Source organism: Anaerobacillus sp. CMMVII (genome assembly GCF_025377685.1).
In the GTDB taxonomy this organism is placed as follows: Bacteria; Bacillota; Bacilli; order Bacillales; family Anaerobacillaceae; genus Anaerobacillus.
In genome coordinates this window covers 47046-62550 of the sequence record NZ_JACEHK010000008.1, presented here as the reverse complement: position 1 = coordinate 62550, position 15505 = coordinate 47046, and the positions used below count along the sequence as shown (strand labels likewise).

Annotated in this window: 19 protein-coding genes; 5 read left to right on the top strand and 14 right to left on the bottom strand. The window is 36.7% G+C overall.

All coding sequences use genetic code 11. The features are described 5' to 3' along the window. Positions 1-4: 4 nt before the first annotated feature. The 4 genes from H1D32_RS10950 to H1D32_RS10935 all read right to left on the bottom strand — a co-directional run bounded on the left by H1D32_RS10950 (position 5) and on the right by H1D32_RS10935 (position 3088). Entirely contained in the window at positions 5-1321 is a 1317-nt protein-coding gene (locus tag H1D32_RS10950; protein WP_261178337.1) for an ABC transporter permease, read from the bottom strand. Further along, positions 1308-2012, bottom strand: coding sequence for an ABC transporter ATP-binding protein (locus H1D32_RS10945; protein ID WP_261178336.1), 705 nt, complete (start codon positions 2010-2012; stop codon positions 1308-1310). Before H1D32_RS10945 ends, H1D32_RS10950 begins: the two co-directional genes overlap by 14 nt. Positions 2013-2193: 181 nt before the next feature. After that, positions 2194-2847 carry an NAD(P)H-binding protein gene (locus H1D32_RS10940; protein WP_261178335.1) on the bottom strand — a complete coding sequence of 218 codons (654 nt, stop codon included), beginning with the start codon at positions 2845-2847 and terminating at the stop codon, positions 2194-2196. A 40-nt stretch (positions 2848-2887) separates the two neighbouring features. Beyond that, a complete protein-coding gene (locus H1D32_RS10935; protein WP_261178334.1) occupies positions 2888-3088 on the bottom strand; it encodes a DUF6501 family protein in 201 nt (66 codons plus the stop codon). Positions 3089-3277: 189 nt separating this feature from the next. Between H1D32_RS10935 and H1D32_RS10930 the strand changes: the two genes are divergently transcribed. Continuing rightward, complete coding sequence (locus tag H1D32_RS10930; RefSeq protein WP_261178333.1) at positions 3278-4462, top strand: class I SAM-dependent rRNA methyltransferase; 1185 nt, start codon at positions 3278-3280, stop codon at positions 4460-4462. 84 nt (positions 4463-4546) lie between these two features. Here H1D32_RS10930 and H1D32_RS10925 read toward each other — a convergent pair whose 3' ends face one another. Further along, positions 4547-4825, bottom strand: coding sequence for a hypothetical protein (locus H1D32_RS10925; protein ID WP_261178332.1), 279 nt, complete (start codon positions 4823-4825; stop codon positions 4547-4549). A gap of 106 nt (positions 4826-4931) precedes the next feature. Here H1D32_RS10925 and H1D32_RS10920 point away from each other — a divergent pair, with 106 nt between their 5' ends. Continuing rightward, positions 4932-5273 (top strand): DUF1992 domain-containing protein, encoded by a 342-nt coding sequence (locus tag H1D32_RS10920; protein ID WP_261178331.1) that lies wholly within the window; start codon positions 4932-4934, stop codon positions 5271-5273. 40 nt (positions 5274-5313) lie between these two features. On the opposite strand, the gene H1D32_RS10915 is transcribed toward H1D32_RS10920, so the two are convergent. Then, positions 5314-5784 carry a GNAT family N-acetyltransferase gene (locus H1D32_RS10915; protein WP_261178329.1) on the bottom strand — a complete coding sequence of 157 codons (471 nt, stop codon included), beginning with the start codon at positions 5782-5784 and terminating at the stop codon, positions 5314-5316. A gap of 79 nt (positions 5785-5863) precedes the next feature. Continuing rightward, a complete protein-coding gene (locus H1D32_RS10910) occupies positions 5864-6592 on the bottom strand; it encodes a ZIP family metal transporter (RefSeq protein ID WP_261178328.1) in 729 nt (242 codons plus the stop codon). Positions 6593-7001: 409 nt separating this feature from the next. On the opposite strand from H1D32_RS10910, the gene H1D32_RS10905 reads away from it, so the two are divergent. Together H1D32_RS10905 and H1D32_RS10900 are read left to right on the top strand one after the other, a co-directional pair. After that, positions 7002-7370, top strand: a complete 369-nt coding sequence (locus H1D32_RS10905; protein WP_261178327.1) for a Na-translocating system protein MpsC family protein — start codon at positions 7002-7004, stop codon at positions 7368-7370. A 124-nt stretch (positions 7371-7494) separates the two neighbouring features. Further along, positions 7495-8514 (top strand): sodium-dependent bicarbonate transport family permease, encoded by a 1020-nt coding sequence (locus H1D32_RS10900; protein ID WP_261178326.1) that lies wholly within the window; start codon positions 7495-7497, stop codon positions 8512-8514. A 42-nt stretch (positions 8515-8556) separates the two neighbouring features. On the opposite strand, the gene H1D32_RS10895 is transcribed toward H1D32_RS10900, so the two are convergent. The 7 genes from H1D32_RS10895 to uvsE all read right to left on the bottom strand — a co-directional run bounded on the left by H1D32_RS10895 (position 8557) and on the right by uvsE (position 13763). Continuing rightward, on the bottom strand, positions 8557-9126 hold the full coding sequence (locus tag H1D32_RS10895) for a manganese catalase family protein (protein ID WP_261178323.1): 570 nt from the start codon (positions 9124-9126) through the stop codon (positions 8557-8559). A 20-nt stretch (positions 9127-9146) separates the two neighbouring features. Further along, positions 9147-9410, bottom strand: coding sequence for a spore coat protein CotJB (locus tag H1D32_RS10890; protein WP_261178322.1), 264 nt, complete (start codon positions 9408-9410; stop codon positions 9147-9149). Next, on the bottom strand, positions 9410-9646 hold the full coding sequence (locus H1D32_RS10885; RefSeq protein WP_261178321.1) for a spore coat associated protein CotJA: 237 nt from the start codon (positions 9644-9646) through the stop codon (positions 9410-9412). The genes H1D32_RS10890 and H1D32_RS10885 overlap by 1 nt, the downstream gene beginning before the upstream one ends. A 269-nt stretch (positions 9647-9915) precedes the next feature. Continuing rightward, complete coding sequence (locus H1D32_RS10880; protein WP_314733395.1) at positions 9916-10218, bottom strand: hypothetical protein; 303 nt, start codon at positions 10216-10218, stop codon at positions 9916-9918. 24 nt (positions 10219-10242) lie between these two features. Further along, complete coding sequence (locus H1D32_RS10875; RefSeq protein WP_261178320.1) at positions 10243-11010, bottom strand: hypothetical protein; 768 nt, start codon at positions 11008-11010, stop codon at positions 10243-10245. A gap of 364 nt (positions 11011-11374) precedes the next feature. Next, positions 11375-12529, bottom strand: a complete 1155-nt coding sequence (locus H1D32_RS10870; RefSeq protein WP_261178318.1) for an aminotransferase A — start codon at positions 12527-12529, stop codon at positions 11375-11377. A gap of 442 nt (positions 12530-12971) precedes the next feature. After that, positions 12972-13763, bottom strand: a complete 792-nt coding sequence (uvsE, locus tag H1D32_RS10865) for a UV DNA damage repair endonuclease UvsE (RefSeq protein WP_261178317.1) — start codon at positions 13761-13763, stop codon at positions 12972-12974. Between the two features lie 176 nt (positions 13764-13939). On the opposite strand from uvsE, the gene H1D32_RS10860 reads away from it, so the two are divergent. Further along, positions 13940-15322, top strand: coding sequence for an MATE family efflux transporter (locus H1D32_RS10860; protein WP_261178316.1), 1383 nt, complete (start codon positions 13940-13942; stop codon positions 15320-15322). The last annotated feature ends 183 nt before the right edge of the window (positions 15323-15505 follow it).

Genomic DNA, 15505 nt, shown 5'->3' with positions numbered 1-15505 from the left:
ATCTCTATACTTCTCTTCTCAATGCTGATAATACATTGATATTCGTTGCCTTAACTGCAGGGCGTAACCCAGATAGTATGGCTACGCCAATACTAATAGAGGCGGCTATTAACACAAGACTAGGCGGAATAGCTGAAAACGTAAAATCAATCGGGCCGCTGTCAGTAACAGCTTCTAGTATAAGAGGAATTATGAAATTTGCAGCCCAACTGATTACATAAGAGATAATTACACCTATAATCGAACCGAGGATCCCAATAAACGCACATTCCAATAAGAACATTTTACGAATAAACGAAGGACATCCTCCAATCGCTTTCATAATTCCAATGTCTTGTGTACGTTCGGTAACTGCCATCGTCATTGTATTAAATATACCTATCGAGGCGATGATTACCGTAATTGTACCTACAAAAATTAGTCCTGCCTTTAGTGCAGTAAAAAATAAATTAATCCCCTTTAACTCATCAGAGATTGAGTAAACGTGATAACCGTCATCCTTTAACGATTTACTCAAATCTTCAATTTCATTCAAACTCGCAGCATACACCTTTACTTCATCAAATGGATGGCGTTTTCTATGCTCTAACTCTTCCTCCATTACAGTAGTATTCGTAAGGATTTCTTGATTATATTCATTGCTTATATACAAGGCTCTATCCTCCATCCAGTCCCTTGATGGAAGTTTGGAGATCCCTACAATCGTAAATTGAAGCTGTTCAGTTGTGAAATTCCCTTCTACCTCTTTCGTCATCGTAAATGTTAGTTCTTTCCCAAGAAGATCTCCAGTGTAGCCTGAAGGGAGTTCACCTTCACCCTTTTCATAAAAAAGTTGTTGTTGCTTGATTTGCTCTTCGGTTAACAACCCTTTTGCAAAATGGGAGCCTACGATAATTTCATTTTTCGATTGTGGAACTCGCCCTTCTGAGAGTTCAAAATTAGCTTTCATTTCTTCTTCCATATTCGTCAATATCGTATTCGTTTGAGTTAATATTCCATCAACTTCTGCGCTCAAATTCCCATAAACGTGCACTCTACTTACAACCGCACTTACTTGATCTAATTTTTTCAACTTTTCAATGTCGTCTTCTTTTATCCCTGAAAATTCACCGCCAACTTCTTTTCCATGCACACGAAGTTCAGTTAAGATTTGATAGTCGGTCATTTCTTTCGTAATACTTTGATGAACACCAAACCCTACTGAAGCCAGTACGATTAAAAAAGCACAGCCCATTGTCGTCGCTAACACTGTCATAAACACACGCATTTTATTTTTTTTCATATTTCTACGGATAAATTTTACTTGATCATTTAGCCTCATATAAAACGCCTCCGTTTTCGCTTAGTACACCGTCATGTAGTTGGAAAGTTCGACTTGAAATAGATGCTACATGATCATCATGAGTAATAATAAAAAACGTAATGCCCTTCTCACGGTTTAACTTTTTGATTAACCGGAGAATATCCCTCTCAGTCTCAGAGTCTAAACTACCAGTCGGTTCATCAGCCAATATGATTGAAGGATTTGTAATTAAGGCACGGGCGATACTTACACGTTGTTGCTGTCCACCAGATAACTCATTCGGAAAATGGTTACCGTGGTTTTGCAAGCCAACTTCTTCAAGCATATTAATGACTAATTGCTTTCTTTCTTTAGGTGATATTCCTTTAAGCGTTAGTGGTAGCTCAATATTTTCAAAGGTCGTTAAACTAGGTATCAATTGAAAACTTTGAAAGACAAATCCTAAATGGTCGAGGCGAAACTTTGCCCATTTTTTTTCGTTAAAATTCGTAACATCTATATCATTTATTTTTATGTTTCCAGATGTAGGCGCTAGAAAGCCTGAAATTATATTAAGTAAAGTTGATTTTCCTGAACCACTTCTTCCTACAATCGTAGCAACCTCACCTTGTTTGATTGTCATTGAAACATTTTTTAAGACATTCATTTCATTTTCTTCATTTTTCTTACCAATGAAAAAAGAATGATTTAAATTATTTATTGTTATCACTTAAATACCCCTCTCCAGCCTTTACTCGCGTATCATCCGTACTAATTAAAATAGTACAGTTAATACACTTTTATCGTAACTTCTCTTGAATAAATTGTCAACATTAAATTTCCATAAAAAAAAGAAATAGCAAAACTGCTATTTCTAAAATTACTATTGGAAATTTTCATGGCTTGGCATTTTATTTGTATTCTTCAATTAATTCTGATTCTACAATAAATGTACCAGTTTGTTCTTTTAAAGAAAGATTGAGCATTGCACTCGCTACAGAACGCGCTTCGTTCGGCTGGTATTTTTGCAATGGTCCTTTAAATAGAAAAGGTAAAGCTTTTGTGATAAACTGCCCAACATCTTCACCAAATCGTCCCTCATTTCGATGACCAATTAGCAGGGAAGGGCGAATAATATAGAGGGTTGGAAACCCTAGCTGTTCAATGGCAGCTTCAACATTTCCTTTGACTTGATTGTAAAAAAACGGCGAATGTTGATTAGCACCCATGGCGGTAACGATAAAAAATTGGGAAGCGCCACGGTCCAAAGCTAATTTGGCAGCATTCACAGGATAATCAAAATCAACTTTGACAAAATTCCGCTTCGTTTTTGCCTTTTTCATTGTAGTACCCAATGTACAGAATACAGTGTCTACTTCAAAAAGTTTTCTACACTTATCTAAATCATCAAAATTAATTACAAGTTGCTCTAGCTTATCATTCACTACCTCTATTGGTCTTCGGGTAACTGTAATCACTTTTTCATATTGATCACATTCCAATAACTTATGTAATAATTCTTTACCTACTAACCCTGTAGCTCCAATTAATAAAGCAGTTTTCATTCCTTAGTCCTCCTATAAAAAAAGGTGGCAAAACACCACCCTACAGCTCAAAATAATCCTTGTAATAAGCGCCAACTTTTCCTGTGTTATCGATGACAAAGATGAACTCTTCAGTTTCATTTTTCACATCATACATTTTCCCTACAGTTAACGCAGAGCTCACTGTATATTTTTTAGCGTTTGTATGTACACATTTAACAGACTTAATTGTTGGTGTATTCAACCACTTCTCATGAATCATAGTTTTCCACTCCTATTTTATAATTATTTATCTTACCATAAATGAAGGACAAATTATACACTACCAATATTGCCAACAAATGCTTATTTCTGTATGATGAGAGGGTTATACTAAAATACATAGGAATTCAAAGTAAATGTGATTAATTAATTTATTCTACATTCTACATTAATAAACGGAGTTGAGCATGTGGCAAAAGTTATTTTAAACAGACAAAGAAAAAAACGCCTTGAGGAAGGTCATCCTTGGGTATATCAAAGTGAAGTAGCAAAAATTAAGGGAGAGTACGAGCCTGGTGATATCGTAGAAGTTTATAACCACCAAAATCACTTATTAGGAAAAGGCTATATCAATCCGCAATCGCAAATGATCGTCCGACTTTTAACATATCAAGATGAAGAAATTAACGAGCAATTTTTTATTGAAAAAATTCGCAAGGCGTGGCAGCATCGCGAACGCTTTATCCCTGAAGTACGTTCTTGTCGTGCTGTTTATGGTGAGGCTGATTTTTTACCTGGACTCGTTGTTGATAAATACGAGGATGTCCTTGTTGTTCAAATCGTTTCACTCGGAATGGAAGTTCGAAAAGATTGGATCTTAAAAGGACTTCTTGAAGTCTTCAATCCTAAAGCCGTTTATCTACGAAATGATGTTTATGTTCGTGAATTAGAAGGCTTAGAACAAGAAAAAGGATTTTGGTACGGGGAATCTCCTACTGAAATTGAAATCGAAGAAAATGGTGTAAAATATGTTGTTGATATTGAAGGTGGACAAAAAACAGGGTTTTTCTTTGATCAACGGGAAAATCGTGCTGCTATCAAACCATTAATTACACCTGATGCGACCGTACTAGACTGCTTTACGCATACAGGCTCATTTATGCTTAATGCCTATTCTTATGGAGCTAAACATGTGACTGCCGTCGATATTTCTGAACATGCCATTGAAACAGCCAAACGTAATGCCGAGTTAAATGGTTTTACTGAAAATATTGATTTTGTTGTTGCCAATGCCTTTGATTATTTACGTGAGTCAGTACAACAAGAGAAAAAGTGGGACGTTGTCATCGTTGACCCTCCTGCATTTGCAAAATCAAGACGTACCGTTGACAAAGCGTATAGTGGATATAAAGATGTAAACCTTAATGGCTTAAAGCTTGTAAAAGAAGGCGGCTATTTTGTCACAGCAAGTTGTTCTTATCACGTACATCCTGATATGTTTATCCAAATGGTTCAGGATGCAGCTTTTGATGCTCAGAAGATCTTACGGAAAATTCACTGGAGCGGCGCAGGCATTGATCACCCCACATTACTTGGTGCCGATGAAGGTGACTATTTAAAGTTTGCAATTTATGAGGTTACTTCGAGAAAATAATGCAATGAGGCTGTCCAAAAAACAAAGTGTCAGACACTTTTGGTACAGCCTCTATTTTTATCTTCTTGTTTTCAAAGGTAAGAACTAATACTTCCTCTTCTGCTCATTAACCTTTATATCTAGCTCTAACACACGGTCCCTTAGTTGGGTCATCTCTCCCTCGATATTGTCAAGAATTTTACTAATGACAAAACTTAAAAATAATAGCAAACTACCAACTGAAAAGACGAAATATAGCATTATTTTATTAAAACCTTCGAAAAATTCATTAATATTAAAAGCAACCACGTTAATAATACCAATAATTAACAAAAAAATTCCTACTCCAAATAATAAACCACAATAACTATTCGCTTTTTTCATCATATTCCCCCTAATGAGATTGGCTACAAGTGCCCAGCTTCGTTGATATTATACCATTATCTAGTATAATAGAGTAAACATGGAAATCGTGAAAGGAGGACCACTCATGTCTAGAGACTGGCTAGGAGATATGATTAACAGGGATGAGAAGTTAAAAGGGATGGGAAAACCATTATCAAGAGAAGTTCTTGAGGGAAATGTTCTTGATCGAACAATAAAAAATGCCGGCTATGTCCCACAATGGATTGCGATTCAACAAGATGTCAGAGATCGTTTAGGCAAAATCATCCTTTTACTAGAAACCCCATCTGAAACAGATCAACTCAATCAAGAAATTGCTGAAATTAATATTCTCGTTAAAAAGTACAATTCACTTTGTCCAACGCCTATGCAAAAAATGCTAATCTCACTAGATCAAGCTAAATCACAAATAAAAAGCTGGGAATAAGTAGCTACCTTATTCTCAGCTTTTGTCTATTTCTTTAAGTTCACACAAGGCTTTTTTGATAACAGAAAACGACTTTATCCTGTTCAGTAACAATGGTTTGATCGTATTGATAACCTTGTGACTCCCAGAAACCTTTCGCTATTTTATTTTCTTTCAGAATTCCTATCCGAACAATCTTCGTCTCTGGTTTTAAAATCTCATTTTCAAAGCGAAAATAGGCGCCGCTCCCAAAACCATACCCCTGATAATCACTATGGATAAGAAATAAGCCGATCCAAGGAAAATTGTCTTTTGGATTTTTCATCAGATAATCAATCAGTCCGATGTAAGTTTCATCAAGTTTTATAAACATGCTTTTCGTTTGATCATTTAGTAATTCTTCCTTGAGCTCTTCAAGGGTTCTCGTTTCTTTGTTATGTTCTAATACATTATATGCTAAATTCGAATTGACCAACTCGAGGGCGATATATAATGTATCTTCGCGAATTTCTTCAAATGTTATAGATTCCATGCATTTTTCCACCAATCCAGTATTTTACGATAATGTCTAAAAACACATGTCGATACCAAGGAACATGTGTTTTATATGCTTAAAAAATATTCGTTAGAAAAATCATCGCTAGTAATCCAAAGACAAATGCGTATGTCGCACTTAACGCATGCCCATCACCGTGACTTTCTGGAATGATTTCTTTGTACACGATGTAAAGCATTGATCCTGCTGCAAACGCTAATCCGAATGGGACTAGGCCAGACACATAAGCAGTTAAAAAATAACCAATAAACGCGGTCACAATTTCAACAGCACCAGTTAAAGTCGCAAGAATAAATGCTTTCCATTTGTTCACTTGCTGCTGCACTAAAAACAAAGCGATGAGAAGTCCTTCTGGCGCGTTTTGCAAGCCGATCGCTATTGCAATTACTGGACCTAACCCCTCAACCCCACTCCCATAACTCACACCTACTGATAAACCTTCTGGTAAGTTATGCAAAGTTATAGCAGCAATAATTAACATCGACTTTTGATCAAAATTAATCCTTTTCTGATTGTGACTCAAATCGATATGCGGTATGGTACGCTCTAGCATGGTTAAAACTAAGACACCTACTAAAACACCCACTGACATCAAGAATATATTTGACATTTCGATTGCTTCAGGGATTAACTCAAACGTTGCTGCTGCAACCATTACCCCTGCTGTAAAAGCTAATAATACATCGCGCCAACGATGAGTTGCCTTTTGAAAAAACAAAACAGGTAACGCACCTACACCTGTTGCTAAAGCGGATAATACACTGGCAACTATAAATTGTTCCATTATTCCTGCCTCCATAAACAAACACTTAATTATATAATACTTTATTTTATTCACAACAGTTTGTCTACATATACTATTTTACGTTCTTTAAGAGTACCTTTTTGTAACAACAAGAATACTTGGCGCTTGAACTAAAAATACAGGACATTTCTATGAAAAACGAAGCATTGACAGTTAAACCTCTACTCGCTATAATCGGAATTAACCAAATATTAACCGTGTATGAAATACATGCCCTAGTTAAAAATTAAACTTAGATTAATGCCACCTTCTCGTGGTAGTGATACAAGGGTAATTTTATGAAACTAGCTGCATTGATGAAAATAACCGGTATATTCTCATCTATCTACAGGTGTGGAATATACTTTTTTATTTTTTATAAGTGGTTTTTAGAGAGGGGGAATCGAGCTTGGAAACACCTTTTCAAAAAAAAGGTCAGTTAGAGGCGGAAATCAGTAAATCAATTACTCAATGGGAAAAAGAGTATCTTGGCAGAGGTCCGTTACAAGTAAAGACAGACATCTTGAGAAATATGATTATCGTTCACCTTAAAGGCATACTTACTCCTGCCGAAAAAGAATTAACAAAGACCGATACAGGACTTCTTTCAATCAAGAAAATTCGCGCTGACCTAATTGAAGCTGGCAACCATCATCTCAAAGAAATAATTAATACCTTAACTGGTGAAACCGTCGAAAGCTTCCATACCGATATAAGTACAAGAAACGGTGAACGAATTATCGTCTTTATCTTAAAGGATCAATTAGAAAAAAATTAGCAGAATAATAGGTTGCTTAAGTAAACACTACATTTAGTGAGTACAACAGAGGCCAATGAGGATTTTATCATCTTCGTTGGCCTTTTTTATTTTGATCAAAACATATCAAAAGGAGGAAATTAATATGTTCGATATGGTCCTGCAAAACTTACTTTCACCAGCTATTATGTTTTTCATCCTTGGTATTATTGCCGCAATCGTTAGTTCTGATTTTGATTTACCAAAGGGATTAGGGGAAGGTTTAAGTGCTTATTTATTAATTGCTATTGGCTTAAAAGGTGGAATTGAGTTATCAAACTACTCATTTGCTACAGTTTCAAAGCCCATCCTAGGAACGATTTTTCTAGGAACACTTATCCCAATAATTACTTTATATGTATTACGACATTTCTTAAAATTAGATTTAAAAAACTCCGTTGGTCTAGCGGCAACCTACGGATCTGTAAGTATCGTCACTTACGGAGCTGCGATTACCTTTTTAGACAATGTAAATGTTTCCTATGAAGGTTTCATGAATGCTTTGGTCGTCGTGATGGAAATCCCCGGAATATTAGTAGCATTATTATTACTAGGCATGATCGAAAAAAACAGTTCTACACCCGTACCAAAAATGTCGGCTAGAAACGTTGGTTTTGTTGCACAAAACCCTTTTTCATTTATTGATAAGAAAGTTTTAAAGGAAAGTCTTTTTGGCAAAAGCATTTTATTACTTGTTGGTAGTTTAGTAATTGGTCTTACTGTAGGAACAAATGGATTACCGATCATACAACCTTTATTTTTCGACTTATATCAAAGTGTACTCATTTTATTCTTACTAAATATGGGCTTAATGGCTGGAAAACGGTTAGCGGTCGTCCGCCGTCATGGCTTAAAACTCCTAGGCTTTGCTATTATTTTTCCGATTTTCTATGGAGCATTAGGGGTCTTAGTTGGTTCTTTCGTTGGGCTGTCGCTAGGAGGAGCCACGTTAATGGGCGTTCTCTCGGCAAGTGCTTCTTATATCGCTGCGCCTGCTGCCCTTCGCACATCAGTTCCAGAAGCAGATCCCGCAATTTATTTAGGCTTAGCTTTAGGGATTACTTTTCCGATAAATTTAACGATCGGTATTCCACTTTATTATTCAATCGCGGGCTGGTTTTTCTAAAATAAATAAGGGGCAGCGTCTGACACTGCCCTCCCCACTTTTTTAAAAGAATTGTTTCTTCCCTTGTTCTTCTTTTAATATTTCAACTGCTTCTCTAAATCTTAACGAATGGACAATCTCTCGTTCTCTTAAAAAGCGTAAGCTATCATTGATATCAGGGTCGTCAGACATGTCAATTAACCATTGGTATGTTGCTCTTGCTTTCTCTTCAGCTGCTATATCCTCGTATAAATCTGCTATTGGGTCACCTTTTGCTTGAATATATGAAGCTGTCCATGGTACACCAGAAGCATTATGATAGAACAGCGCTTTATCATGAACGGCGTAATGGTCGCCTAATCCGGCTGCTTTCATTTGTTCAGGAGTTGCATCTTTTGTTAGCTTATAGATCATAGTTGCGATCATTTCTAAATGCGCAAACTCCTCAGTCCCGATATCGGTCAACAAGCCAATGACCTTCTCAGGTATTGTATAGCGTTGGTTTAAGTAACGAAGAGCCGCGGCTAACTCCCCGTCTGCACCCCCATACTGCTCCACTAAAAATTTCGCGAGCATCGGATTACATTGACTTACCTTAACTGGATATTGTAGTTTTTTTTCATAAATCCACATTTATGTTATCCCCCCCTTTTCTATATTTGCCACGGCCATGGTCCGTCTTTCCAATTCCAAGGGTAACCACTATAACTATTGCCGTATTGTTGTAGTGGGCCATAAATCTGTTCAACTTGATGTCTTAATTGGTGCCTAGTTTGCGCAAATTGATTGAATTGCTGGATGGCCTCTTGATCGTCAGGATGGGTATCTAAATATAAAGTTAGCTCTAATAGAACAAAGTCGACAGCTTGTAGTTCTTCCATTAACGGATAAAATTCCTTCGGCAGTTGTTTATGCATTACTCATCCTCCTGCCTTTCATGTGGTTTATACGGACTAAAATAAGGATTATACAAAGCTGGCCATAATGTTCCGGCACATAGTGCTTCACGAGGTGAAAACTGCGGAAGCCCATAAGGCTGATACGCCATATATAAATGAGGTGGCGTATCATAAGACTTAACCTTCTGCGGTGGACACGGATCAAATGGACTGACATAAGGGGTATAACATTTTCTTGGTGTGAAATTTTGCATGTAGTCGTTCCTCCCTTTACCCATTTTTTACACCATTAAAGAATATGCTTTTTAAATTGTAGGTAGAACAAAAAAGCTAAGATGCCGTAAGCACCTTAGCTTCCACTAACTTATTTTTTAACAATAGCCACTCCTAAAGCAAGATTCGACCAGAGAATCTCCTCAACTATTTGAGTTTTGGTTTTGTCACATTCAACAATTAATACTACTTCTGCAAATTGAGCTGGAACCTTTTGACGATCTTTCGTTTTTCGTTTGTATATAAATAATCAATAATAAATCCTACTATTGCACCAAATGCAAATCCAATTAACCCCCAAATAATTGGTCCCCATACCAAAATAAACCCGTAACTTGCCCCAAGGACTGAAAAAAACAGTCGCAAGGGCTGCGGAGATGTCAAAGAGACTCACCCCGTCGGAACGGTGAATAGTATCAAAAAGTTTCCTCTCTTCCCTTCTTTTATCAAAAGGAACAGCTAAAATTTTCTCTTTTTCTATTCCATTTTGCTCCAAATTAATAATCGCTAATTCTAACGATGCAGATTGTTCAAAAGAAGAAACCACTAGCATATAATGACCACCTTAACTGAATTATTAGATGTTTAATTCAAGGGACTGATATTCTTTTTTTAAATACTCGGACTGTTGGATTTTAAACAATTTATTGTACTCAACGGTTAAAGAATATGATTCGTAAATTGCAAATCCGAATAATGAAGGCATAAATAAAGCCCATTGTGCATCAAGTATAGCGGTACTTGATGCAAAGTCACCTAACAATGTTAAATGAATTGCAGGAAGAATGTTTGAAAAATATATACAAATCGTCCAGCATAGTAAAATAAAGAAACCTGTTGGTATTCTTTTTAGATATAAGTGTCCCATCCCTGGCATTAATATCGACCAAAGCATTGCGACCCACGGCTGTCGTTTATCTAAAAAATTCAAGCCCATCGCACTTAAGTTAAAGGGAACGATTTCGGCCTTTTCAGAATTAGCCAATATATACAATTTGTTAATATCAATCGTTTTACGATAGCCATCCCACATCGAGATAATGTAAACTGGTATGTAAATTAAGATCCACCGTGTATTAATAACCTCTTTCGCTAGTTCAAACTTTCCTGTAAATGAATAGACCATTGCTAGGTTTAGTTTCGAATTTACATTTATAACAAATTCCCAAAAGAAGAGGATAAACCCCTTCGTATATGCCCCTTGTAATAAATGGCCCATACCAGGAAAAGCAGCAGACCACCACACTGCCACCCAGGGATTTTTCATCTGGATAATGTTTGTATTATATGAGCTTATGTAGGCCCGATAATACCGAGCACTTTGTGTCATTGCCTTGTTGTCCATTTGGAGCTCCTTCAAGTGCATTTTTGCTTATTTTTGGAATATCCGCCAATTAATATGCACTAGGAGTAGTAATAATTGCGATTTATCTTTTATAACTGTAAACACCATGCTCTTGATAGATATGTCGAAATTTGTAAACTGATTAGAACTAGAAACTGCTCGGAAGTGGAAAGATTTGGTTCCAACAACCCTCCTTGAAACTCCAAAACGGCTCGAAAATGGTATAGATTTTGTTCCAACACCCAAATTGGAACACAACTCTATAAAAAACTGTAAACTCCACTTCCTAATCCTTTTGATATCCCCTCCCCAACTGCAAATCCAACACAAAAAAATGCGAATCACATAGTGATTCGCACCCATTTTATAAATTCGAAATAAACCTTTCAAGACGATTACAGCCTTCTTCAAGGATATCCATGCTATACGCATAGGATAAACGCAGATATCCTTCACCATAATCCGAAAATGCTGAACCAGGAACACAGGCCACTTTCCCCTCTTGCAAAAGACGAGTCGCAAACTCAGTCGAACTCAAACCAAATTTCTCAATTGAAGGAAATAGATAAAAGGCACCGTTCGGTTTGACTACCTCGATTCCCATAGCAACTAAACGACCATATACGTAATCACGACGTTTTTCGTACTCCACTCGCATCGAGTCAGCATCATCAACACCTACTGTTAAAGCCTGCACTGCAGCCCATTGCGAGATGGAACTCGCACAGCTAACATTGTACTGATGGACCTTAATGATATGTTTAGCAATCGTTTCTGGAGCAAAGACAAAGCCGATCCTCCAACCAGTCATTGAGTGTGACTTTGATAGTCCATTAATGATGATTGTTTTTTCCTTCATTCCAGGAAAGGAGGCGATTGAACAATGTTTATCTCCATACACCAATTCACTATATATTTCGTCGGAAAGAACGAAAATATCACGATCTTTTAGAACACTTGCAATAGCGGCAAGTTCTGTTTCCGTTAAAATACATCCTGTTGGATTTGATGGGTACGGTAGCATCACGCATCTTGTTTTACTAGTAATAAGGCTTTCTATTTGTTCAGCGGTTATTTTAAAGTCGGTAGCTCGTGTATCCGCATAAACAGGGATCGCACCACACATTTTAATGATCGGTTCGTACGCTGGATATACAGGTCCTGGTAAAATCACCTCAGCACCTTCTTCTAGAATTGTTCGAAAGGCAATATCTATTCCTTGGCTAGCACCAATTGTTGTAATGACTTCCGTTTTAGGCTGATAACGAAGTCCATACTTCGAGTCAATAAAACGAGCAGCAGCTGCACAAAGCTCGTCTAAGCCTGCGTTTTTCGTATAACCCGTTTTATTTTCCTCAATAGCTTTTATACCGGCTTCTTTTATATGTGTTGGTGTCGGAAAATCAGGTTGTCCAATCGTAAGCTGAATCGCATCCGGAAAGCTTGCTACCATATTAAAAAACTGGCGAATTCCAGATATTTGAATGTTTTGCACTTGCTTATTGACTAAATGCTCCATCTGTTACTTCCTTTCGTATTCCTATGTAATAGGCTGTTTTCGCAAAGTTTGTTGCTTAAGTACATACTAAGATTTCACTACTTATTTAGTGAGTATTGCTCTTTTCTTACTTAATTTATTGGGTGATATTTTCATCCTAAAGAATTTTTCCAATTAATTTAGGTTAAAAAGCAACGATGTTTTAGAAAGGCTGTTTTCGCAAAGTTTGTTGCTTTCGTAAAAATCCCAGAAGCCGGATTTTTACACCAAAATACTAAGGTTTCACTACTTATTTAGTGAGCCGTGCTCTTTTCTCACTCAATTTAGATGGTGATATGTCCATCTATGGAATTTTTCCAATTATTTTAGTTGAGAAAGCAACAATGTTTTAGAAAAGAGCCTTTAGAAAAGAGCCTTGTAATAACAGTATTTTAGCAAAAAACAAGGAAAAATAGGAAACTTTTTATTGCTCTCCATCTCGAATTCTTAATACTGCTAATTCTTTTTGCTTTGCTTCAAACATTAAGTCAGCATCTCGCTCACCTAACAACTCAATAAACGAGTCATAATCTTCCCTTAAAATAAAGTCGTGATGGGACGCATCTGTCTTGGAATTTTTTCCTGAACTAATATGCATTTTCGGTAAACGGAGGTTTTCCCAGGTCTTAATGACTCTGTCCAATAATCCCCCTAAGGACTCTTCTTCATATGGATTACAACGATGATGATGTATGTCGAAACAAACAGGTACACCAATTTCTTCGTTTATTTCTAAGACATCCTTCACATGAAACGATTTATCATCATTTTCTAAAATTAATATACTTCGGATTTCAGGGCTTAATTTTTTATAGTTTTCAATATAGCGTTTTTTAGCCTCTGTCTTATCCCCATAGACCCCACCAACATGAATAACCATATCCGTTCCACCCATCAGATTGATAAACTTATAATGATACTCAAGGTCACGAAACGCATTTTCGACAACCTTTTCATTAGGCGAATTGATAATCGTATATTGCCCTGGATGAACCGTTAACCTCATCCCATGCTTTCGTTGAAAAGTCTTTATCTCACTAGTTAGGGATAAAACATCCTCATCCATCCACCAATCCCAATCTAGAATCTCATGGCTGCCAAAAGGCACAATATCACTACTTACCCTAAAAAAATTAATATTGTTTTCCTTATTCCATTTCAGGATTGTTTTCACAGATTCCAAATTATATAAGGTTAATTCCTTAACTTTCGCCATCCCCTCTAATTCGACAGTTTTTAGACGACACGTTCGATTTTCAAGCCAAGCGTAACATTTAAGCATGCGTAGCCCAGTTTCATTGTTTCACCCCTATGTAAATAAAGTTCTATCCGTACTTGGATTTTTCTGATATAATCTCGTTCATATGACTTAAATTAGAAAGAAGGGGGCCTATGAAACAAACCCTTACCCTTAAAGAAAAAACAAAGCATTTCCTATATATTTTACTTCCCATTTTAGTCACTCAATTTGCTTTGTTCTCAATGAATTTCTTTGACACAATGATGAGTGGAAACGTCAGCTCGAATGACTTGGCTGGGGTTGCAATTGGTTCTAGTCTATGGGTTCCAATTTTTACAGGTCTGTCAGGAATCCTGATGGCAGCCACACCGATTATTGCTCATCTTATTGGTGCCAATAATAAAAAAACAGTTCCTTATACTGTTGTTCAAGGTATTTACTTGTCTATTGTATTAGCAATCATTGTAATTGTCATCGGAATACTCTTTTTAAATCCAATCTTGAACTTCATGAACTTAGATGATGTAGTTAGAAACATTGCAAAAAATTATTTGATTGCCTTAGCATTTGGAATATTCCCGTTATTTAGCTACACCATTTTACGTTCTTTTATCGATGCTTTGGGTCATACCCGGATCACCATGATTATTACGCTCTTATCTTTACCCATAAATATTTTCTTTAATTATATTCTTATTTTCGGTAAGCTTGGTTTTCCACAACTAGGGGGAATTGGAGCTGGGGTTGCGTCCTCGATCACATACTGGTGTATCTTTTTAATTTCAATTTATTTTATTCACCGAATCACCCCATTTGCTGAATACAACATTTTTAGAGATTGGCCAAAAATATCGTTGCATTCTTGGAAAGAGCTTCTGAAAATTGGAGTACCAAGTGGTTTAGCAATTTTCTGCGAAACCAGCATTTTTGCTGCTGTCACGCTTTTAATGAGCCAGTATAATACAATTACAATTGCTGCACATCAAGCAGCAATTAACTTTGCCTCATTTTTATATATGCTACCGCTAAGTATTTCAATGGCCTTAACAATTACGGTTGGCTTTGAAGTTGGTGCAAAACGTTATAAGGATGCTAAAAGCTACAGTTACTTGGGGATTGGTCTTGGTTTATTGCTAGGGATTTTATGTTCGGTTATATTACTAGTCTTCAACGAGCAAGTTGGAATGCTTTATACAAATGAACCAGAAGTATTAGCGTTAATTTCTCAGTTTTTAATCTTTGCGATTTTCTTCCAAATGTCTGATGCTGTTGGCGCCCCGCTTCAAGGAGCTCTGCGTGGCTATAAGGATGTAAATGTAACCTTCCTACTAGCAGTCCTCTCATTTTGGATCATCGGATTACCACTTGGCTACACATTAGCTACCTTTACTGAATTAGGTGCGTTTGGCTACTGGATAGGATTAATTACAGGACTTGCAACAGGAGCGGTCTTCTTGTTCATCCGCTTGCAATATGTTCAAAAGAGACAGTTGATGAAACTGACCACGCCACCCGTCATGAAAAAATCATCTTAATGTAAGGATCTTTTCGGCAACAGTGTGACTTTATGGCCAGTCAATCAAGAATAGCCTATTTTAAAAAAACAAAAAACAGACTAATTTAAGAAACACAAGGTAAATGAAAAGTTACCTTGTGTTTTTTTCTATATGGCTGTTTTCGCAAAGTTTGTTGCTTTCGTAAAAATCCCAAAAGCCGGA